The sequence below is a fragment of the Saccharothrix hoggarensis genome (genome assembly GCF_052936025.1).
Genome location: NZ_CP193624.1, coordinates 6,893,205 through 6,913,081, shown reverse-complemented (window position 1 = coordinate 6,913,081; position 19,877 = coordinate 6,893,205). Strand labels below are relative to the sequence as shown.

The window sequence follows — 19,877 nt, the reverse complement described above, 5'->3', positions numbered from 1 at the left end:
CCCGGGACCGGCGATCCGCCCGGGATGGCGGTGGCGTCAGCGGTCGAACTCGGGGATCAGGTCGCCGATCAGGCGCAGGCTCGTCATGACGTCCTCGTGCTTCAGGTTGCCGACCTGGTGGAACGCCATCAGCCGGTCGATGCCCAGGTCGGCGTAGGCGCGCAGCTTCTCGCGGCACGTGTCCGGGCTGCCCACGATCAGCGAGTCCTGCTCGTTCAACGCGTCGAAGATCTCCTCCGGGTCCACGTCCTCGCCCTGCAGCACCCGGCCGATGACGACCTGCGCCCGGTTCGGGCCGGTGGACGTGGCGGCCTCCGCGCGGAGGAAGTCGCCGGTCAGGCCGCCGCCGGACGGGTCGTCCAGGAGCGACTGCTGGTGCCGCACGGTCTCCACGAAGGCGTCCGCCGCCTCGAAGAACGTCAGCGCCTTGACGGTGTACCAGGCAGCCGCGGCGACGGCGCCGTTGCGGACCGCCTGCTCGTCGGTCTCCGCGCAGTGGACGAACGTGAAGAACGCGACCTGGTTGTTGACGGTGGCGCCGACCGGCGACGTGCAGGCGTCGGCGGCGGCCCGGTACAGGCCGACCATGCGCCGCACGCGCTCGATCGACTCCCAGATGGTCGTCCCGAGCACGCCGACGCCGCGCCGACCGGCCTCCTCGAACGACGCCGGGCTCGCCGCCGCCTGCCACAGCGGCGGGTGCGGCCGTCGCAGCGGCTTGGGCACGATCGGCACGTCGTGGATCTCGAAGTCCTCGCTGGAGTGCGAGAAGCGCTCCGACGTCCACATCTTCGGGATCATCTCGAACGCCTGCTGCGTCTGCCGCCGCGCCTCCGCCGGGTCGACGCCGAACAGCCGCCACTCCGGCGCGGTGGACCGGGTCAGCCCGAACTCCAGCCGCCCGCCGCTGAGGTGGTCCAGCATCGCGGCGCGCTCGGCGACCCGGATCGGGTGGTTGAACCGCGCGGGCGCGAGCACGGCCGAGTGGCCGAGCCGGATGCGGGACGTCTGCTGCGAGATCGCGGCCAGCATCAACTCCGGCGCGGACGACAGGCTGAACTCCTCGGCGCCGTGGTGCTCGACCTGCCACCAGCAGCCGTAGCCGAGCGCGTCGGCGAGCCGCGCCTGCTCCAACGCCTCCGTGATGCGGGCGTGCTGGTGCCCGTCCTGCCACGGGCGCGGGTCCTGGATCTCGTTGAAGACGTCGACCTTCATCGGCCCGCTCCCTCGTGGTGGCTCCGCAGCAACGTAGCCCGCCGGGGGCCGCGCCGACATGGGCCATCCGGTTGACTGCTTAACCGGTTAAGCATCACCGTTGCACCACCGTCGCCACCGCTCCGAAAGGCCGCCACCTTTCGAGAGGCAGGACGCAGTGCGAACAGCGATGACGCTGGTGGCCCGACTGCTGGGTGACCCTCGCCCCGCCCGCGCACGCGGCGCCGCCACCCGTGACCTGGCCTACTGGCCGGCCGAGGCCTCGCCGACGGGCGACCCGTGGCGGACGATCGGCACGACGTGGGCGAGGAGCAGGCGCAGCGCCTCCCGGTCCACCGTCGCCGGGTCCTCGGCCAGCCAGTCGCCGATCTCCTCGACGAACTGGGCGGGCGTCATCGGCGGCACGACGGCGTCCGCCGGTTCCTCGGTGGTCACCTCGCCGGCGCGGCTCGGGTAGATGAGCAGCGCGGTCCGGATGTCCAGCCAGGGCAGCATCTTCCGGTACAGCGCGAGGCTGCGCGGCATCCGCATGCCGCCGCCCCGGAACGGGTGGCCGTTGCGCCACACCGTGCCGTCGTCCTCGGCCTCGTAGTGCCCCGGGAGCCACGACTTCGACTCGATCAGCACGAGCCGCCGCCCGCACAGCACGGCGTGGTCGACGTCGGCGAACACCGAACCCGGCCACGCCAGCCCGTGGAAGATCCGCACGCCGGGCAGCCGGGTCAGGTACTGGCTGAGCAGGTCGGCGGTGAGGTGCTCGCACGGGCGGTCGTCGACGGTCCCGTGCACGACACCGGTGTCGTGGTCGGACGTGAACGCCCGGTCGGCCCGGACCGCCGCCAGGTACCGCCGCGTCAACCGGAACGCGGCCGCGGCCGCGGCGGCGACCAGGAGCAGCCAGACGCCCAGCGCGAGCGGCGTGAAGTCGATGAAGACCACCGGCAGCAGCAGGAAGAACCACCCGCACACGGCGGCCAGCGCGGGCGCGTGGCCGGGACCGGCGGCCGGCACGTACCGGACGCGCTGGGCCACGTCGACCAGGTGCCACCACGGGATGCCGCCGAGGTCCACGACCGGCTTCGGAGGTACGAAGTCGGGATCCTCGCCGAAGTTGCGCAACCGGCCCGTGCGACCGGACCTCGGCGGCCGCGTCGGCGACGACGGTCGTGCGCCCGGTCGGGTGAACGACCAACCCCGGTCGTAGTCACGTCGGCGCGACGGATCACGGAGGGTGTCATATGCCTCTTGCAGCATGCGGAAGGTCCCGGAGGACCCGCCGGCGTCCGGGTGCATGACCTTGGCCAGGGAGCGGTAAGCGGATTTGATCTCCGCCTCGGACGCGTTGCGACCGACCCCGAGGAGTTCGTAGTAGTCGACCCCGCGCACGCGGCAGACCTTAGCGGCCCTGTCTCCGGACCCTCGGTCATGGTTAGGGTTGGGCGGAAGAGCCCGGTAGCGCAGTGGTTGTCGCGCCCTCCTTCACGGGGGGAGGACGCCGGTTCGAATCCGGCCCGGCTCGGGACCATGTAGCGCAGTGGTTGACGCGCCCTCCTCCGCGGAGGGAGGACGCCGGTTCGAGTCCGGCCTGGTCCGCTCGGTGTGAGGATGGCGGTCATGGGATCGCTGGAGCGGTTGCGCGCGCTGTGCCTGGCGTTGCCGGAGGTCACCGAACGGCTCAGCCACGGTGAGCCCGCGTGGTTCGTGCGCGACAAGAAGATGTTCGCCATGTTCGCCGACCGCCACCACGACGACCGGGTGGCGTTCTGGTGCGCCGCGCCGGCGGGCGCGCAGGAGGCGTTGGCGGGCAGCGAGCCGGAGCGGTACTTCCGGCCGCCGTACGTCGGGCACCGGGGCTGGCTCGGCGTGTACCTCGACGTGGACGTCGACTGGGCCGCCGTCGCCGAGGTCGTCCGCGACGCCTACCGCCAGGTCGCGCCACGACGGCTCGCCGCCCTGACCGAGTGACGGTCCGAGTTGCCGGGGTGCGCGGGCCGGAGCACGCTGCGGTCATGGCGACTTGCGACGTCTGCGGCAACGACTACTGGATGGCCTTCGAGGTCCGCACGGTCGGCGGCGGCGTGCACACGTTCGACAGCTTCGAGTGCGCGATCCAACGCCTGGCCCCGCGCTGCGAGCACTGCGACTGCCGCATCCTCGGCCACGGCGTCGAGGTGGAGGGCCGGTTCTTCTGCTGCGCGCACTGCGCCCGCAGCGCGGACCGCCTCGGCGCGGAGATCAAGGACACCGTCGGCGCCCACCCGGGCTAGTCGCAGGTGAGCACCAACCGGCCGTTGACGAACGTCGGCTGGAGGTCGCCGCGCGCGTCCACGCTCTTGACGCCGTGCGGCAGGACCTCCTCGATCGCGCTGAACGCGAGGATGTCCGACACGCCGTAGCGGCCGCGCAACGTGCGCTGGCCGGGGAACCGCAGCGCGCGGCCCTCCTTGCGGTCGCGGTGGGCCAGCACGGCCCGCAGCGCGCCGCGCTTGAGCTCCTCCGGACCGGCGAGCCGTTGCAGGGCGCCGTTGTGCACGGCGACGCCGTAGCCGCGCTCGATGAGCGTCGACACGGTGTTGTCGGACGGGTCGTCGGCGAGCCGGAACGACATCGCGTGCCTGCCCTCGACCGCGTGCACGCACACCAGCTGGGCGTGGAAGAGCAGCGACTCGTAGAGCGCGACCGCGACGGTGTCCGCGGTCGCCGGGTCCTCGTGACCGGCGTTGAGGCCGAGCCAGGTGGTCATCCGACCGCCTCGACAACGCTGTCGTGCGTGTGGTGGGGCACGAAGTCCTCCTCGGCGCGATCGGCGCGGGACGGGAATGCCGTCGGAGGCTAGTCCAATCGGGTGATGGAGTGGTAGCCGCCGAATGGCCGTTATCTGAAAACTAGATGGGGAGGAGGTCGAAACTTTCGAGGAACGGGAGCGCGCCCGCCTGCTGGAGCGCGGCGGCGGACAGCCAGACGCTCAGGATCGTGATCAGCGGGCCGACGACCGCCATCTCCACCGTGCCGCCGGTCTTCATCCGCATGATCTTCGGCGGGGCGACGGGGAACCACGTCTTGCCCATGAGCGGGATGGGCCACAGGATCGGGCAGCCCTGCTCGGTGATCGCGTCGCCGAGGTAGTGGGCCACGCAGCCGACGCCGACCGCCACGCCGCACGCCGCCGCGCTGGCGGGCGTCTGCGCCGTCCAGGCGATGCAGACGCCCGTGATGGCGGCCGAGACGACCGTGATGAGCAGGGCGTCCTTCTGCGGGCACCAGTCGTTCATGATCCCGCGCACGGCGAGGCCGGCGAAGACGAACATGAGCACCGGCAGGGCCCACTTCTGCGACTGCTGGACGACGGCCGTCGTGCCGACCGCGGCGGCCAGCGCGAACGCCAGGGTGTGCGTGAGGCCGCGGTGGCCGCCGTCCCGGTTGGAGTCCTTGCGGGTCCGGGTGGTGCGGTAGACGAACGAGCTGATCGTGTTGATCAGGGCCGACGCGCCCGCGCTGACCGGCCCGAACGTGCGCGAGATCGTGGACGACGGGTGGTCGAGGTCCGGCAGCAGGGCGGCGCCGGTGGCGAGCACCGCGCCCACCGCCCAGCTCTGCGGGGTGAGCTGGCCGATCGGGTGGCTCTCCGCGAGCGCGGTCACCGCGGACCAGGCCAGCAGGCCGCTCATGGCGTGGGTCGGACCCGTCGACAACGCTGCCCCCTGAAGATCACTCGATTGGGTGCGAGGTTAGCGGGCCGGGCGTGGCGGGCGCGCGCGATCCGCGAACGCGTGTTCGAGTGTCGTCCCCGTGCGGCGGCGCGGCGGCGGTGCTGGTTGTATGGGGCCCGAGAACACCCGTGCCACCTCGTCCGCGGCGTCCTGCCGGTGTGACGCCGTTCCCTTTTTGCGTCGAGGTGGACGCAAGCAACCCGACATAGCAGTACGCTTGTCTTGCTTGCATTGTCGCGAGAGGAGCGCCCTGAGTATGGGCAAGATCAAGGTTCAGGGGACCGTCGTCGAACTCGACGGCGACGAGATGACCCGGATCATCTGGCAGTTCATCAAGGACAAGCTGATCCACCCGTACCTGGACGTCAACCTCGAGTACTACGACCTGGGCATCGAGCACCGGGACGCCACCGACGACCAGGTCACGATCGACGCCGCCCACGCCATCAAGAAGCACGGCGTCGGCGTCAAGTGCGCCACGATCACGCCGGACGAGGCGCGGGTCGAGGAGTTCGGCCTGAAGAAGATGTGGGTCTCGCCGAACGGCACGATCCGCAACATCCTCGGCGGCGTCGTCTTCCGCGAGCCGATCATCATCTCGAACATCCCGCGGCTGGTGCCGGGCTGGACGAAGCCGATCATCATCGGCCGTCACGCCCACGGCGACCAGTACAAGGCGACCAACTTCAAGGTCCCCGGCGCGGGCGAGCTGACGATCACGTTCACGCCCGAGGACGGCTCCGAGCCGATCAAGCACGTGGTGGCCAACTACGGCGCCGACGGCGGCGTGGCCATGGGCATGTACAACTTCAACAAGTCCATCGAGGACTTCGCGCGCGCCTCGTTCTCGTACGGGTTGCAGCGCAACTACCCGGTCTACATGTCGACCAAGAACACCATCCTCAAGGCGTACGACGGTGCGTTCAAGGACATCTTCCAGAAGGTGTTCGAGGAGGAGTTCAAGGCGCAGTTCGACGCGGCGGGCCTCACCTACGAGCACCGCCTGATCGACGACATGGTCGCCGCCGCCATGAAGTGGGAGGGCGGCTACGTCTGGGCCTGCAAGAACTACGACGGCGACGTGCAGTCCGACACGGTCGCGCAGGGCTTCGGCTCGCTGGGCCTGATGACGTCGGTGCTGATGACGCCGGACGGCAAGACCGTCGAGGCCGAGGCCGCGCACGGCACGGTGACCCGGCACTACCGCCAGCACCAGGCGGGCAAGCCGACGTCCACCAACCCGATCGCGTCGATCTTCGCGTGGACGGGCGGCCTGAAGCACCGCGGCAAGCTCGACGGCACCCCGGAGGTGATGGGCTTCGCGGAGACGCTGGAGCAGGTCATCGTCGAGACCGTCGAGAGCGGCCGGATGACCAAGGACCTCGCCGTGCTCGTCGGCAAGGACCAGGACTGGCTGACCACCGAGGACTTCCTCGGCACGCTGGACGAGAACCTGCAGAAGAAGATGGCCGGCTGAGCCGAGCCCTTCCGGGTTGATCAGGGGACCGCTTCCGGGCGGTCCCCTGATGCGTTTCCGTAGCCGCCTCACCCGTTCGGTTTCCCGGTGGGGTGGATTCGGCGCGGGCCGGTACTGCCGGGCCGCCCGCCGCGCTATATCTGCACTTCAGCACTTCAGGCGAGGTGTCAGGAGGCGCGATGTTCGGGATTCCCGTGCGCGGTGCGGTCGTGGCCGGCGTGCTGGCCGCGGCCGGGCTGATGTACGTGGCCAACGACGGCAGGCAGCTGGGCCTGGAGGAGGTCGCCAACCGCGAGTGCAGGGTCACCGTGATCGCCGACATCCTCAACGTCCGGTCCGGGCCCGCCGACACGCAGCCGATCGTGGCGACCATGCGGCGTGACGCGGTGACGTCGGCCGAGCGGCGGGTCGAGAACGGCTTCCGGCTGCTGTCCGACGGGCGGTGGGTGAAGGACGAGTTCGTGACACCGACCTCGGACAGCGACTGCTCGTGATCTGACGGACTGCTCGTGATCTGATGGGCGGATGTTCTTCCAGTGGCGTTCGTTCCGCCGTGACGTGGTGACGTGCGCGTGCGAGCCGGAGTGGCCCGGCTTGCGCGCCGAGGTCGACGGGCACGAGGTGGCCGGTGTTCCGTCGCCGGAGGGCAGCAGCCCGTTGGTGCTGATGCTCGGCCTGGCCGCGTCGTGCACCGGTTGCGGCGCCTCGTACCCGTACGGCTGGGTGGTCGCCGAACGCGGCTAGGCTGCCGCCGTGCTGACTGTCTCGACGATCAACGTCAACGGGTTGCGCGCCGCCGCCAAGAAGGGCTACCTGGAGTGGCTGGCCGCGACGTCCGCCGACGTCGTGTGCCTGCAGGAGGTGCGCGCCGAGCCGGGGCAGCTGCCGGAAGCCGTGCGGTCGCCCGAGGGGTGGCACGTGGCGCAGGCGTGGTCGGAGGCCAAGGGGCGCAACGGGGTCGCGGTGCTGACGCGGGCGCGGCCGGAGGCCGTGCGGGTCGGGTTCGGCGCGCCGGAGTTCGAGCACTCCGGGCGGTACGTCGAGGTCGAGCTCGCCGACGTCGTGGTGGCGTCGCTGTACCTGCCCAGCGGTGACGTCGGCACGCCGAGGCAGGACGAGAAGGACCGGTTCATGGCCGCGTTCCTGCCGTACCTGGTGGAGCTGCGCGAGAAGGCCGCCGCCGGCGGGCGCGAGGTGCTGGTGTGCGGCGACTGGAACATCGCGCACCGGGCCGAGGACCTGAAGGCGTGGAAGACGAACCAGAAGTCGTCCGGCTTCCTGCCCGAGGAGCGGGCGTGGCTGGACCGGGTGTTCGGTGAGGCGCGGTACGTCGACGTGGTGCGCTCCCTCCACCCGGACGTGGCGGGCCCGTACACCTGGTGGTCGTACCGGGGCAAGGCGTTCGACAACGACTCCGGGTGGCGGATCGACCTGCAGGTGGCGACCGAGGGGTTGGCGCGCACGGCGACGTCGGCGGTGGTCGAGCGGGCGGCGACGTATGCCGAGCGGTGGTCGGACCACGCGCCCGTGACCGTGACCTTCGACTGGCCCGTCGCCGGCTGAGGTGCGGGTTCCCGCGAGCGGTGGCGGGGATCCCGGTTGGCGGCGACACGACGTTGCCTCGACTGCGTGGCGCTGTCGGTGGCCGGAAGTGTTGTGCGGCAACGGAACCGATCCACCCGACGATCGACTTCGCTCGTTCGGCCCCACTTCACCGCGAGTTCGTGACGCGCTCCCCGGATCGTGAGAAGTTTTCACCATCCGAGACGTGGGGAGCGGTCCATGGGTGGGATCAGCCGGCGGCGGTTCTTCCAGGCGACGGGTGCGGCCGGGGCGGTGTTGGTGTGGGGCGGGCCCGCTTGGGCGGCGACCACCGGCACGACGCTCGACGTCGCCGCCGCGGCCGCCGGGGGTTCGGGGTACCGAAGGCTCCAGGCCGGGCCCGGGTGGCCGGTCGTGGTGCGGGCCGACCTCGCGCCGCCGGGCGCGGGACGGGCCGACCGGCGGACGCCCCTGGCCTGCTTCGTGCAGTTCACCGACATGCACATGGTCGACACGCAGAGCCCCGCGCGGTTCGAGTACACGCACCCCGTCATGGGCGCCGGGGCGTTCCGGCCGCACGAGACGCTGGCCCAGCACACGTCCAGCGCGCTCGTCCGCAAGATCAACGAGGTCGGCGCCGGGCCGTTCACCGGCCGTCCGATCGACTTCATGATGACCACCGGCGACAACACCGACAACCACGAGCTGGTGGAGCTGGACTGGTTCCTCACCGTCCTCAACGGCGGCCGGATCACCGCCAACACCGGCGACCCGAGCGGCTACGAGGGCGTGCAGGACTCGGGCGCCAAGGCCTACTGGAACCCGCACTCGACACTCGTCGACGACTACAAGGCCGTCGGCTTCCCGCAGGTGCCCGGCCTGCTGGACGCGGCGATCCGCCCGTTCGAGAGCCCCGGCCTGCGCGTGCCGTGGTACTGCACGTTCGGCAACCACGACGACAGCGTGGTCGGCTCCCTGCCCGACGGCATCCCGCTGGTCGACGGCCTCTACACGGCGAGCCACAAGATCATGGGGTTCGCGGCCGACGGCGCCGCCCGCGTCGCCCGCGCCCTGCGCGACCCGGCGGCCCTCCCGGACGCCCTGGCCGTCCTCGCGAGCGGCGGGGGGCTGGTCCGCGCCGTCACGCCCGACGCCCGCCGCCGGCCGTTCACGACCGCCGCGTTCGTCCAGGCCCACCTCGACCCGCGCCACACCGGCCCCGGACCGCACGGCCACGGCTTCACCCCGGACAACGCCGACGGCGTCGACGTCTTCTACACGTTCCGCATCGCGCCCGGCGTCACCGGCGTCAGCCTCGACACCACGACCACCGCGGGCTTCGCCGACGGCTCGATCGGCCTGCACCAGTACCGGTGGCTGGAGCAGACGCTCAAGCGCGGCAGCTCCCGCTACTACGACGCCTTCGGCTTCCCGCGCCGCCAGGACGTCACCGACGAGCTGTTCATCCTGTTCAGCCACCACAGCAGCTGGACGATGGGCAACGTCCTGCCGGACCGCCGCCGCCCGCTCGACCCCCGGCTGGACGGCGACGCGCTCGTCGCGCTCCTCGGCCGCTTCCCGAACGTGGTGGCGTGGGTCAACGGCCACACCCACGAGAACCGGATCGTCCCGCACGGCACGGGCGACCGGGCGTTCTGGGAGATCAACACGGCGGCGCACGTCGACCACCCGCAGCACGCCCGGATCATCGAGCTCGTCGACAACGGCGACGGCACGTTGTCCCTGTTCACCACCCTGGTCGAGGGTGACGCGCCCTACCAGGCGGACTACGACGACTTCTCGCCGCGCGGCCTCGCCTCGCTGGCCCGCGAGTTCGCGTTCAACGACCCGCACGCCGGCGCGAACGCGGTGGGCGCCCCGACCGACCGCAACACCGAACTGGTCATCGCTGGGAGGTCGCCGGTTCGATGACCCGATGACGCGAGGCCCATGACGGGATGACGCGACAGGGCGGCAGGGAGGGAAGGGACGGCGGTCCGGTCGCGAGGGCGGGACGGTCCGTGCGCGGAGGGCGGGGCGGTCCAGGCGCGGGGCTCAGGGGCGGCGACACGCCGGGTGGGACCGCGACGACGCGCCGTGCCGCACATCACTCCGGACGTGATCAGGAATTTTCCGCACCTAAGGTCGTTGTCGTGGCCGTGGACATCTCGATCACCCCGCCGGAACCGACGCCGACCCCGTCGGCGATGCGACGCGCGTTGCGCCGTGCCGCCGACGGCGCGGTGCTGGACGTCACCGAGGCCGCGGTGCTGCTGCACGCCCGCGGTGACGACCTCGACGCGCTGCTGGACGCCGCCGGCCGGGTGCGTGACGCCCACCTGCTCGCGGAGGGGCGGCCGGGCGTCGTCACCTACAGCCGCAACGCGTTCATCCCGTTGACCCGCCTGTGCCGGGACCGCTGCCACTACTGCACGTTCGCGACGGTCCCGCACAAGCTGCCCGCCGCGTTCCTGGAGCGCGACGAGGTGCTGGACATCGCCCGCCGCGCGGCCGCCCAGGGCTGCAAGGAAGCCCTGTTCACGCTGGGCGACCGGCCCGAGGAGCGGTGGCCGCAGGCCCGGGAGTGGCTGGAGGCGCGCGGCTACTCGTCGACGCTCGACTACGTCCGGGCCAGCGCGATCGCCGTGCTGGAGGAGACGGGCCTCCTGCCGCACCTCAACCCCGGTGTGCTGAGCTGGGAGGACCTGCAGCGGCTGCGCCCGGTCGCGGCGAGCATGGGCATGATGCTGGAGACGACGGCCGAGCGGCTGTGGTCGGAGAAGGGCGGGCCGCACTACGGCAGCCCGGACAAGGAGCCCGCGGTCCGGCTGCGGGTCCTCACCGACGCCGGCCGGGTCAACGTGCCGTTCACGACCGGCATCCTGATCGGCATCGGCGAGACGGTCACCGAGCGCGCCGAGTCGCTGCTGGCCATGCGCGGCATCGCGCGCCAGTACGGGCACATCCAGGAAGTGATCATCCAGAACTTCCGGGCCAAGCCGGACACCGCGATGCGCGGCATGCCGGACGCCGACCTGCGCGAGCTGGCCGCCACGATCGCCGTGGCGCGGCTCGTCATGCCGTCGTCCACGAGCGTGCAGGCGCCGCCGAACCTGGTGGGCGGCGAGTTCGGGCTGATGCTGCGCGCGGGCATCGACGACTGGGGCGGCGTGTCACCGGTGACGCCGGACCACGTCAACCCCGAACGTCCGTGGCCGCAGGTCGACGCGCTCGCCGAGCGCACCCGCGAGGCGGGCTTCGACCTGCGGGAACGCCTCGCCGTCTACCCGCGGTACGTGACCGCGCCCGCCGGGCAGTGGATCGACACCCGGCTCACCGGGCACGTCGCCGCGCTGGCCCGCGAGGACGGCCTGGCCGACCCGGACGCGCCCGTCGTCGGCCGCGAGTGGCAGGAGCCGGACGGCGGCCTCGACACCTACGGCCGCGCCGACCTGCACACCGCCATCGACACCGAGGGCCGCACCGAGGACCGCCGGGGCGACTTCGACAGCGTCTACGGCGACTGGGCGTCCCTGACCGTGCCGAAGGCCGCCAACGCGGCCAACGCCGCCGAGCGGCTGCCCGAGGAGGCGGCCCGCGCGCTCAGGCTGGCCGAGTCCGACCCGGCCAGGCTGCTGGAGGACTCCGACGCGGCCCTGGCGCTGCTCACCGCGGACGGCGCGGCGCTGGAGACCATGACCAGGCTCGCCGACGAGCTGCGCGCCGAGGTGGTGGGCGACGACGTCACCTACGTCGTCAACCGCAACATCAACTTCTCCAACGTCTGCTACGTGGGCTGCCGGTTCTGCGCGTTCGCCCAGCGGGAGCGGGACGTGGACGCGTTCCGGCTGTCCGTGGCCGAGGTCGCCGACCGCGCGCAGGAGGCGTGGGACGCGGGCGCCACCGAGGTCTGCATGCAGGGCGGCATCGACCCGAAGCTCCCGGTCACCTACTACGCCGACGTGGTCCGCGCGATCAAGGCCAGGGTGCCCGGCATGCACGTCCACGCGTTCAGCCCGATGGAGGTCGTCAGCGCGGCGGCCAAGGCGGGCGTGAGCGTGCGGGAGTGGCTGACCGAGCTGCGCGACGCGGGGCTGGACACCATCCCCGGCACCGCCGCCGAGATCCTCGACGACGACGTCCGCTGGGTGCTGACCAAGGGCAAGCTGCCCGCCGCGACCTGGCTGGACGTGGTCGCCACCGCGCACGAGGTGGGCATCCGGTCGTCGTCCACGATGATGTACGGCCACGTCGACCACCCCGGCCACTGGCTCGGGCACTTCCGGGCGCTGGCGGCCCTGCAGGACCGCACGGGCGGGCTCACCGAGTTCGTCGGCCTCCCGTTCGTGCACCGCAACGCGCCGATCTACCTGGCGGGCGTGGCCCGTCCCGGCCCGACGCGCCGCGACAACCGCGCCGTGCACGCGTTCGCGCGGCTCGCCCTGCACGGGCGGGTCGACAACATCCAGTGCTCGTGGGTCAAGCTCGGCGACGAGGGCACCGCCGAGGTGCTGCGCGGCGGCGCCAACGACCTGGGCGGGACGCTGATGGAGGAGACCATCAGCCGCATGGCGGGCTCCGAGCACGGCTCCGCGCGCACCGCCGACCAGCTGCGGGCCACGGCGGCGCTGGCCGGGCGGCCCGCGCGGCAGCGCACTACGACGTACGGCCGAGTCGACGTGGTGGGGTAGGCCCCGCGCTCACCGGCGGACCGGGCCGTGGATAGTCTGCGGCCGGCCGCGGGTTTACCCGAACCGAACACCACAGCCCAACAGCTTCGGTAGGTTCGCGGCCGTCCGTCAACAAGGTTCACCCCCGCGGGTGGCACGGTGTTGGTGAGGAGGCTGGGCAGTGCGCGGTCGCGGTGCGGTCCTGGGCGTGGTCCTGGGCGCGGCGTCATCCCTGGTCGTCGACGGTGTCGCCCACGGGGCCGACGGTTCGGCCGCGGTGGCCGGCAGCGCGGTGGTGGCGGCTCCCGTCTCGCTCGAAGCGCCGGTGGGCATCGCCGCCGTGGCGCTCGGCGTGGTCGGCCTGGTGGCCGGCCTGGTGCGCCGGCGCAAGGCCGCGGTGGTGCGCGCGGCGGCCGAGCGGGCCGAGGTCCAGCCCGCCACCAGCGGCGTCTGATCGGCCTGGGAGAATCCTCCCGTGGTCGCCGAGAACCCTGCCGAGAGCCCCGCTCAGATCCCCGCCGGGAGCACCGCCGAGAACGCCGCCGGCACGTCCGCCGGGAACGCGGCCCCGGCGTCCCGCCCGCGCGTGCTGTCCGGCATCCAGCCGACCGCGGGCTCCTTCCACCTCGGCAACTACCTCGGCGCGCTCCGCCAGTGGGTGGCGTTGCAGGACACGCACGAGGCGTTCTACTGCGTCGTCGACCTGCACGCGATCACCGTCGAGCAGGACCCCAAGGTGCTGCGGCAGAACACCCGCGTGTCCGCCGCGCAGCTCCTCGCGCTCGGCATCGACCCGGACCGCGCCACGCTGTTCGTGCAGTCGCACGTGCCCGAGCACACCCAGCTCGCGTGGGTCATGCAGTGCCTCACGGGCTTCGGCGAGGCCAGCCGGATGACCCAGTTCAAGGACAAGTCCGCGCGGCAGGAGGCGCAGGTCGGCGTCGGCCTGTTCACCTACCCGATCCTGCAGGCCGCCGACATCCTGCTGTACCAGGCGCACCACGTGCCGGTGGGCGAGGACCAGCGCCAGCACCTCGAGCTGACCCGCGACCTCGCGCAGCGGTTCAACACCCGCTACGGCAAGACGTTCCGGCTGCCCGAGCCGCACATCGTCAAGGACACCGCGAAGATCTACGACCTGCAGGACCCGACGTCGAAGATGTCGAAGTCCGTGCCCGCGGGCGTGGTGGAGCTGCTGGAGGACCCGAAGAAGTCCGCCAAGAAGATCCGCTCCGCCGTCACCGACACCGGCCGCGAGATCGTGTACGACCCGGCCGCGAAGGCCGGCGTGAGCAACCTGCTGGTGATCTACTCCGCGCTGACGGGCCGGTCGGTCGAGTCGCTGGTCGCGGACTACGAGGGCAAGGGCTACGGGGACCTGAAGAAGGACCTGGGCGAGGTGTTCACGGAGTTCGTGACGCCGGTGCGGGCCAAGGTCGCCGAGTACCTGGCCGACACCGCCGAGCTGGACAAGGTGCTGGCGCGGGGCGCGGAACGGGCGCGTGCCGTGGCCTCGAAGACGCTGGCGCGGGCCTACGACCGGATCGGCTTCCTCCCGACTGGCGAGTGATCACCGCGCGGTCTAGCGTTCCCGTGTGGCGGAAGAGGCAGCGGCCAAGTCCGAGTCGAAGCTCGACCGGCTGCGCAAGCGGCGTCCGTGGCTCGACCACTTGTTCCGCGCGAACGAGCGCTACTCCCAGCAGTACGGGGCGCACTACGCGGCGGCGGTGACGTACTTCAGCGTGCTGTCGCTCGTGCCCATGCTGATGATCGGGTTCGCCGTCGCCGGTTTCGTGCTGTCCTCGCAGCCCCAGCTGATGGACGAGCTGAAGACCGGCATCACCGAGGCGGTGCCGGGCACGCTCGGCAACACCATCAACGAGGTGGTCGACCAGGCGATCGAGTCCAAGGGCACGGTCGGCGTGCTCGGCCTGCTGACCGCCGCCTACTCCGGGCTCGGCTGGATGAGCAACCTGCGTGACGCGCTGACCGCGCAGTGGGGGCACGCCAAGGCCGACCTGCCGTTCCTGAAGACGGCCCTGAAGGACCTCGTGGCGCTGGTCAGCCTGGGTGTGGCGCTGGTCGTGTCGTTCGGCCTGACCGCGATCGGCGCGGGGTTCGCCGAGCTGGTGCTGCGGTGGGTCGGGCTGGACGGCGTGTGGTGGGCCGAGCTGATGTTGAAGATCGGCACGATCGTGCTGGCCCTCGTCGCGAACTGGCTGGTGTTCCTGTGGGTGCTGGCCAAGCTGCCGCGACGCCCGGTGGGGTGGCGCAGCGCGGTCAAGGGCGCGGCGGCGGCCGCGATCGGGTTCGAGCTGCTGAAGCAGGTCGGGACGATCTACCTGTCCAGCGTCACGTCGTCGCCGGCGGGCGCGGCGTTCGGCCCGATCATCGGTGTGCTGGTGTTCGCGAACCTGGTGGCCCAGTACCTGCTGTTCATCACGGCGTGGACGGCCACCGCGCGGGAGAACCTGGTCAAGGAACCGCCGCCGGCCCCGGCCCCCGCCGTGATCCGGCCCGTGGTGGAGGTGCGGTCCGGGCCCAGCCCCCGCGCCGCCGCCGGGCTGGTCGGCGCGGGGTTGCTGCTGGGCGCGTTGTTCCGGCGGCGCTGACGGCGCGGGCGCCGACGGCCGACGGCTCGGCCGGGCGGACGTCGAACGCCCGACGGCTTCGGCCGGGCGGCCGGTTCAGCTCCAGAACACGGCGATGCCGACGTTGAGGACGACCAGGCCCGCGAGGGTCGGGGTGAGCCACGTGGCGGGCCTCGGCTTGTTCAGGTTCACCGCGACCAGGGCCGCGATGGCCACCAGGACCAGCAGCTTCACGCCGATCTTGGCGTGGCTGTAGTCCTGGTCGGTCAGCGGGGCCAGGCCGACCAGCGCCACGCCCGTGAGCAGCTGCAGCGCGCTGCCGTGCAGCCAGCCCTTGTTGAGCGGGCCGTCCGCGCCGACCCGGCGCTGGACGAAGAACATCGCGACGAGCATGCCCATGCCGAGCAGGTGCAGGAACACCAGCAGTAGGCGCACGAACTCCACGGCGGAGCCTCCAGTGTGGTGGTTACTAGCTCTGGGTGTTTCGGGTGGCGCGCAGGCCGCGCACACCCAACACGCCGATGACCGTGCCGAATGTGAGCGACGCGACAACGAGCAGCAGGTGCACGGTGAAGAACGTGGTCGGGCCGCTGTCCCACGAGCGGGGGTCCTTCCAGATGTTGCGCAGGAAGGTCGGCCAGATGACCCAGGACCACACCCCGAAGGCAAGCAGGAAGACGGACATGCCGCGGGAGAGCTTCACCGGAGCAGTATCCGACGTGGCGGGTGCAGGTCACTCATCCGGGGTGGATAGCCTGGGCGGGTGCGTTCCTCCGCGTTCCGACGGCCCGTTGCCCTGGTCCTGGCTGCCTGCGCGCTGATGGCCACCGCGGTGAGCGCGGTGACCGCCGCCGCTCCGGCCGTCGCGGCCCAGCCGGCTTGCGAGAACGAGGTGTCACCGCCACCGCCGGTCGACACGTCCGAACAGGTGCCGCCAGGCGAGCAGCCACCACGTCCGCTCGAAGTGCCCGAGAGCCCCGTGGGCGGCCAGCGGCTCGGCGAGTGCGGCCTCGTGCTGCCGCCGAACGCGCAGCCTCTTCCCGACGGCATCACGGCGCAGAGCTGGCTGCTGGCCGACGCCGACAGCGGCGCCGTGCTCGCGGCGCTCAACCCGCACGGCAGGCAGCGCCCCGCGTCGGTCATCAAGGTCCTGCTGGCGATGGTGGTGGCCAAGGAGCTGCCGCCCGACGCGACCGTCGTCGCCACGCCCGAGGACCTCGCCCAGGAGTGCAGCTGCGTCGGCCTGCGCAACGGCGGCCAGTACACCGTGGAGCAGCTGCTCCAGGCGTTGGTGATGGCGTCCGGCAACGACGTGGCGCACGCCCTGGCCCGCAGGCTGGGCGGGGTGCCGTCCGCGATCCGGAAGATGAACGCCCTGGCGGCCGAGCTGGGCGCGCTGGACACGCGGGCCGTGACGCCGTCCGGGCTGGACGCGCCGGGCACGTCCACGTCGGCCTACGACGTGGCGCTGATCTTCCGCGAGGCGCTGAAGTACCCGGACTTCGTCAAGGCCGTGACGACCCAGCGGATGGACTTCCCGGCCGCGAGCGGCGCCGGGACCGTGCCGATCGTCAACGACAACCGCCTGCTCACCACGTACCAGGGCGCGCTGGGCGGCAAGTCCGGGTTCACCGACGACGCCCAGCACACCTACGTCGGCGCGGCGCAGCGCAACGGCAAGAAGCTCGTCGTGGTGCTGCTGCGCGGGCAGCAGCAGCCCGTGCGGATGACGGACCAGGCGGCCCGCCTGCTCGACTACGGGTTCGAACTGGAGCCCGCCGCGTCCGCGAACCCCGTCGGCCGGCTGGTCGAGGGCGCGCCCCAGGTGAAGAAGAAGACCACCGAGGCCCGGCCGACGCCGACCAGCGCGGGCGTGGGCGAGGTGGCCAACTCGTCGCCGGACGGCAGCCAACCGTCGGCCATGCAGACCGCGTTCGGCAACGTCGGCGGCCCGATCACGGCCGTGGCCGCGCTGGGCCTGGTGCTCGCGTTCGTCATGTACCTGCGCAACCGCCGCGCCAAGGCCGCCCGTGCCGCCCGCGCACGTCAGCAGGCGCCCTAGGCGGTCGAACCGCCCGCAGACGCGCCGAGGGCCCCTGAGCAGCAGCTCAGGGGCCCTCGGCGTGCGGTGGGGTCAGACGCGCTTGAACAGGAGGGCGCGCTTGACCTCCTGGATGGCCTTCGTGACCTGGATGCCACGCGGGCACGCGTCGGTGCAGTTGAACGTCGTCCGGCAGCGCCACACGCCGTCGATGTCGTTCAGGATGTCCAGCCGCTCCTCGGCGCCCTCGTCACGGCTGTCGAAGATGAACCGGTGCGCGTTGACGATCGCCGCGGGCCCGAAGTAGGAGCCCTCGGTCCAGTACACCGGGCACGACGTGGTGCAGGCCGCGCACAGGATGCACTTGGTGGTGTCGTCGAAGCGCTCGCGGTCGGCGATGGACTGCACCCGCTCGCGCGTCGGCTCATTGCCGTACGTGATGAGGTACGGCTTGACCGCCTTGAACGCCTCGAAGAACGGCTCCATGTCGACCAGCAGGTCCTTGTGGACCGGCAGGCCCTTGATGGGCTCGACGGTGATCGTCGTCGGCTTGCCCTTGGCGGCCAGCAGGTCCTTCAGCAGCACCTTGCACGCGAGCCGGTTCACGCCGTTGATGCGCATCGCGTCCGAGCCGCAGATGCCGTGCGCGCAGGACCGGCGGAACGTCAGCGTGCCGTCCAGGTACCACTTCACGTAGTGCAGCAGGTTCAGCACGCGGTCCGACGGGAGCGCCGGGATCTCGAACGAGTCCCAGCGCGGCTCGTCGTCGACCTCCGGGTTGAACCGGCGGACCTTCAGGGTGACGGTGATGGCGCCGTCCGGCACGGGGGGCTGGTTCCCGCGCGAGCCGGTGGACACTTCAGCGGTAGCGGTCATCAGTACTTGCGCTCCATCGGCTGGTACCGGGTGAACGTCACGGGCTTGTAGTCGAGCCGGATGTCGGCCAGCAAGCCGTCGCCCTGCTTGTAGTACATGCTGTGGCGCATGAAGTTCGTGTCGTCGCGGTTCGGGTAGTCCTCGCGGGCGTGGCCGCCGCGGGACTCCTTGCGCGCCAGCGCGCCGACGACGAGAACCTCGGCCAGTTCCAGGAGGAAACCCAGCTCGACCGCTTCCAGGAGGTCGGTGTTGAACCGCTTCCCCTTGTCCTGCACGGTGATCCGCTGGTACCGCTCCTTCAACGCCTGCACGTCGTGCAGTGCCGTCTTGAGCGTGTCCTCGGTGCGGTACACCGAAGCGTTGGCGTCCATCGTGGCCTGGAGCTCGGTGCGGATGTCCGCCACGCGCTCCTCGCCGTGCTCCGACAGCACCAGCGCGACCTGCGCCTCGACCTGCGCGGCGGGGTTCTCCGGCAGCTCGACGTGGTCGTGGGACAACGCGTACTCCGCGGCGGCGATGCCCGCGCGGCGGCCGAACACGTTGATGTCCAGCAACGAGTTCGTGCCGAGGCGGTTCGCGCCGTGGACGGACACGCACGCGCACTCGCCGGCGGCGTAGAGGCCCGGCACGACGCTGTCGTTGTCCCGCAGCACCTCGCCGTGCACGTTCGTGGGGATGCCGCCCATCGCGTAGTGCGCGGTCGGGTAGACCGGCACCGGCTCCTTCACCGGGTCGACCGCGAGGTACGTGCGGGCGAACTCGGTGATGTCCGGAAGCTTCGTCTCCAGCACCTCGGCGCCCAGGTGCGTGCAGTCCAGCAGCACGTAGTCCTTGTTCGGACCGGCGCCGCGGCCTTCCAGCACCTCCAGCGCCATCGAGCGGGCGACGATGTCGCGCGGCGCGAGGTCCTTGATGGTCGGCGCGTACCGCTCCATGAACCGCTCGCCCGAGCCGTTGCGCAGGATCGCGCCCTCGCCGCGGGCGCCCTCGGTGAGCAGGATGCCCAGGCCCGCGAGACCGGTCGGGTGGAACTGGTAGAACTCCATGTCCTCCAGCGGCAGGCCCTTGCGGAACACGATGCCCATGCCGTCGCCGGTCAGCGTATGCGCGTTGGACGTGGTCTTGAAGACCTTGCCGAAGCCGCCGGTGGCGAACACCACGGACTTGGCCTGGAAGACGTGGATCTCGCCGGTCGCGAGCTCGTACGCCACCGCGCCCGTGCACACCGGGCCGTCGGCCGTCTCGGTGAGGCAGATGTCGAGGACGTAGAACTCGTTGAAGAACTCGATGCCGTGCTTGACGCAGTTCTGGTACAGCGTCTGGAGGATCATGTGGCCGGTGCGGTCGGCCGCGTAGCAGGCCCGGCGCACGGCGGCCTCGCCGTGGTTGCGGGTGTGGCCGCCGAACCGCCGCTGGTCGATCTTGCCCTCGGGCGTGCGGTTGAACGGCAGGCCCATCTTCTCCAGGTCGAGGACCGCGTCGATGGCCTCCTTCGCCATGATCTCGGCGGCGTCCTGGTCGACCAGGTAGTCACCGCCCTTGATCGTGTCGAAGGTGTGCCACTCCCAGTTGTCCTCCTCCACGTTCGCCAGCGCGGCGCACATGCCGCCCTGCGCGGCGCCCGTGTGGGACCTCGTCGGGTAGAGCTTCGTGAGCACGGCCGTGCGGGCCCGCTGGCCGGACTCGATCGCCGCGCGCATCCCGGCGCCACCCGCGCCGATGATGACAACGTCGTACTTGTGGAACTGCATGGCT

General features: G+C 71.5%; 20 protein-coding genes and 1 tRNA gene. 13 read left to right on the top strand and 8 right to left on the bottom strand.

The window, feature by feature from the left end:
• Positions 1-36: 36 nt before the first annotated feature.
• Positions 37-1,215, bottom strand: a complete 1,179-nt coding sequence (locus tag ACRAKH_RS31340) for an LLM class flavin-dependent oxidoreductase (protein WP_380723631.1) — start codon at positions 1,213-1,215, stop codon at positions 37-39.
• A gap of 243 nt (positions 1,216-1,458) precedes the next feature.
• Positions 1,459-2,601, bottom strand: coding sequence for a J domain-containing protein (locus ACRAKH_RS31335; RefSeq protein WP_380723630.1), 1,143 nt, complete (start codon positions 2,599-2,601; stop codon positions 1,459-1,461).
• 133 nt (positions 2,602-2,734) lie between these two features.
• On the opposite strand from ACRAKH_RS31335, the gene ACRAKH_RS31330 reads away from it, so the two are divergent.
• The 3 genes from ACRAKH_RS31330 to ACRAKH_RS31320 all read left to right on the top strand — a co-directional run bounded on the left by ACRAKH_RS31330 (position 2,735) and on the right by ACRAKH_RS31320 (position 3,482).
• A tRNA-Arg gene (locus tag ACRAKH_RS31330) sits at positions 2,735-2,808 on the top strand.
• 21 nt (positions 2,809-2,829) lie between these two features.
• Positions 2,830-3,180, top strand: a complete 351-nt coding sequence (locus ACRAKH_RS31325) for an MmcQ/YjbR family DNA-binding protein (protein WP_380723629.1) — start codon at positions 2,830-2,832, stop codon at positions 3,178-3,180.
• A gap of 44 nt (positions 3,181-3,224) precedes the next feature.
• Positions 3,225-3,482, top strand: a complete 258-nt coding sequence (locus tag ACRAKH_RS31320; protein WP_380723628.1) for a Prokaryotic metallothionein — start codon at positions 3,225-3,227, stop codon at positions 3,480-3,482.
• On the opposite strand, the gene ACRAKH_RS31315 is transcribed toward ACRAKH_RS31320, so the two are convergent.
• Both ACRAKH_RS31315 and ACRAKH_RS31310 read right to left on the bottom strand, forming a co-directional pair.
• Positions 3,479-3,958 (bottom strand): hypothetical protein, encoded by a 480-nt coding sequence (locus ACRAKH_RS31315; RefSeq protein ID WP_380723627.1) that lies wholly within the window; start codon positions 3,956-3,958, stop codon positions 3,479-3,481. The two genes, ACRAKH_RS31320 and ACRAKH_RS31315, sit on opposite strands and share 4 nt — an antisense overlap.
• A gap of 142 nt (positions 3,959-4,100) precedes the next feature.
• Positions 4,101-4,907, bottom strand: coding sequence for a metal-dependent hydrolase (locus ACRAKH_RS31310; protein ID WP_380723626.1), 807 nt, complete (start codon positions 4,905-4,907; stop codon positions 4,101-4,103).
• Positions 4,908-5,181: 274 nt separating this feature from the next.
• On the opposite strand from ACRAKH_RS31310, the gene ACRAKH_RS31305 reads away from it, so the two are divergent.
• The 9 genes from ACRAKH_RS31305 (at position 5,182) to yhjD (ending at position 15,226) form a co-directional block, all read left to right on the top strand.
• Positions 5,182-6,402, top strand: a complete 1,221-nt coding sequence (locus ACRAKH_RS31305) for an NADP-dependent isocitrate dehydrogenase (protein WP_380723625.1) — start codon at positions 5,182-5,184, stop codon at positions 6,400-6,402.
• A 179-nt stretch (positions 6,403-6,581) separates the two neighbouring features.
• A complete protein-coding gene (locus ACRAKH_RS31300; protein ID WP_380723624.1) occupies positions 6,582-6,896 on the top strand; it encodes an SH3 domain-containing protein in 315 nt (104 codons plus the stop codon).
• A 31-nt stretch (positions 6,897-6,927) separates the two neighbouring features.
• Entirely contained in the window at positions 6,928-7,146 is a 219-nt protein-coding gene (locus tag ACRAKH_RS31295) for a hypothetical protein (RefSeq protein ID WP_380723623.1), read from the top strand.
• Positions 7,147-7,155: 9 nt separating this feature from the next.
• Positions 7,156-7,965 (top strand): exodeoxyribonuclease III, encoded by an 810-nt coding sequence (locus ACRAKH_RS31290; protein WP_380723622.1) that lies wholly within the window; start codon positions 7,156-7,158, stop codon positions 7,963-7,965.
• A gap of 219 nt (positions 7,966-8,184) precedes the next feature.
• Positions 8,185-9,876: a TIGR03767 family metallophosphoesterase gene (locus ACRAKH_RS31285; RefSeq protein ID WP_380723621.1), complete on the top strand. Its 1,692-nt coding sequence runs from the start codon at positions 8,185-8,187 to the stop codon at positions 9,874-9,876.
• Positions 9,877-10,097: 221 nt separating this feature from the next.
• Positions 10,098-12,635 (top strand): bifunctional FO biosynthesis protein CofGH, encoded by a 2,538-nt coding sequence (locus ACRAKH_RS31280; RefSeq protein ID WP_380723620.1) that lies wholly within the window; start codon positions 10,098-10,100, stop codon positions 12,633-12,635.
• A 160-nt stretch (positions 12,636-12,795) separates the two neighbouring features.
• Positions 12,796-13,068, top strand: a complete 273-nt coding sequence (locus ACRAKH_RS31275; RefSeq protein ID WP_380723619.1) for a hypothetical protein — start codon at positions 12,796-12,798, stop codon at positions 13,066-13,068.
• A 132-nt stretch (positions 13,069-13,200) separates the two neighbouring features.
• A complete protein-coding gene (trpS, locus tag ACRAKH_RS31270; protein WP_380723646.1) occupies positions 13,201-14,184 on the top strand; it encodes a tryptophan--tRNA ligase in 984 nt (327 codons plus the stop codon).
• 25 nt (positions 14,185-14,209) lie between these two features.
• Complete coding sequence (gene yhjD / locus ACRAKH_RS31265) at positions 14,210-15,226, top strand: inner membrane protein YhjD (RefSeq protein WP_380723618.1); 1,017 nt, start codon at positions 14,210-14,212, stop codon at positions 15,224-15,226.
• A 75-nt stretch (positions 15,227-15,301) separates the two neighbouring features.
• Here yhjD and ACRAKH_RS31260 read toward each other — a convergent pair whose 3' ends face one another.
• On the bottom strand, positions 15,302-15,649 hold the full coding sequence (locus ACRAKH_RS31260; protein ID WP_380723617.1) for a hypothetical protein: 348 nt from the start codon (positions 15,647-15,649) through the stop codon (positions 15,302-15,304).
• Between the two features lie 25 nt (positions 15,650-15,674).
• Entirely contained in the window at positions 15,675-15,908 is a 234-nt protein-coding gene (locus tag ACRAKH_RS31255; RefSeq protein WP_380723616.1) for an SCO4848 family membrane protein, read from the bottom strand.
• Between the two features lie 60 nt (positions 15,909-15,968).
• Here ACRAKH_RS31255 and ACRAKH_RS31250 point away from each other — a divergent pair, with 60 nt between their 5' ends.
• Positions 15,969-17,267 carry a D-alanyl-D-alanine carboxypeptidase family protein gene (locus tag ACRAKH_RS31250; protein WP_380723615.1) on the top strand — a complete coding sequence of 433 codons (1,299 nt, stop codon included), beginning with the start codon at positions 15,969-15,971 and terminating at the stop codon, positions 17,265-17,267.
• Positions 17,268-17,339: 72 nt separating this feature from the next.
• On the opposite strand, the gene ACRAKH_RS31245 is transcribed toward ACRAKH_RS31250, so the two are convergent.
• Together ACRAKH_RS31245 and sdhA are read right to left on the bottom strand one after the other, a co-directional pair.
• On the bottom strand, positions 17,340-18,122 hold the full coding sequence (locus ACRAKH_RS31245; RefSeq protein WP_380723614.1) for a succinate dehydrogenase iron-sulfur subunit: 783 nt from the start codon (positions 18,120-18,122) through the stop codon (positions 17,340-17,342).
• A complete protein-coding gene (gene sdhA, locus ACRAKH_RS31240; RefSeq protein ID WP_380723613.1) occupies positions 18,122-19,873 on the bottom strand; it encodes a succinate dehydrogenase flavoprotein subunit in 1,752 nt (583 codons plus the stop codon). The genes ACRAKH_RS31245 and sdhA overlap by 1 nt, the downstream gene beginning before the upstream one ends.
• Positions 19,874-19,877 lie beyond the last annotated feature (4 nt).

What these genes read in the sequence shown, in the direction of transcription:
- ACRAKH_RS31340 (WP_380723631.1), bottom strand. Translation starts at nt 1,215, where the DNA reads ATGAAGGTCGACGTCTTCAACGAGATCCAGGACCCGCGCCCGTGGCAG.
- ACRAKH_RS31325 (WP_380723629.1), top strand. Translation starts at nt 2,830, where the DNA reads ATGGGATCGCTGGAGCGGTTGCGCGCGCTGTGCCTGGCGTTGCCGGAG.
- ACRAKH_RS31320 (WP_380723628.1), top strand. Translation starts at nt 3,225, where the DNA reads ATGGCGACTTGCGACGTCTGCGGCAACGACTACTGGATGGCCTTCGAG.
- ACRAKH_RS31315 (WP_380723627.1), bottom strand. Translation starts at nt 3,958, where the DNA reads ATGACCACCTGGCTCGGCCTCAACGCCGGTCACGAGGACCCGGCGACC.
- ACRAKH_RS31305 (WP_380723625.1), top strand. Translation starts at nt 5,182, where the DNA reads ATGGGCAAGATCAAGGTTCAGGGGACCGTCGTCGAACTCGACGGCGAC.
- ACRAKH_RS31300 (WP_380723624.1), top strand. Translation starts at nt 6,582, where the DNA reads ATGTTCGGGATTCCCGTGCGCGGTGCGGTCGTGGCCGGCGTGCTGGCC.
- ACRAKH_RS31295 (WP_380723623.1), top strand. Translation starts at nt 6,928, where the DNA reads ATGTTCTTCCAGTGGCGTTCGTTCCGCCGTGACGTGGTGACGTGCGCG.
- ACRAKH_RS31285 (WP_380723621.1), top strand. Translation starts at nt 8,185, where the DNA reads ATGGGTGGGATCAGCCGGCGGCGGTTCTTCCAGGCGACGGGTGCGGCC.
- ACRAKH_RS31245 (WP_380723614.1), bottom strand. Translation starts at nt 18,122, where the DNA reads ATGACCGCTACCGCTGAAGTGTCCACCGGCTCGCGCGGGAACCAGCCC.
- sdhA (WP_380723613.1), bottom strand. Translation starts at nt 19,873, where the DNA reads ATGCAGTTCCACAAGTACGACGTTGTCATCATCGGCGCGGGTGGCGCC.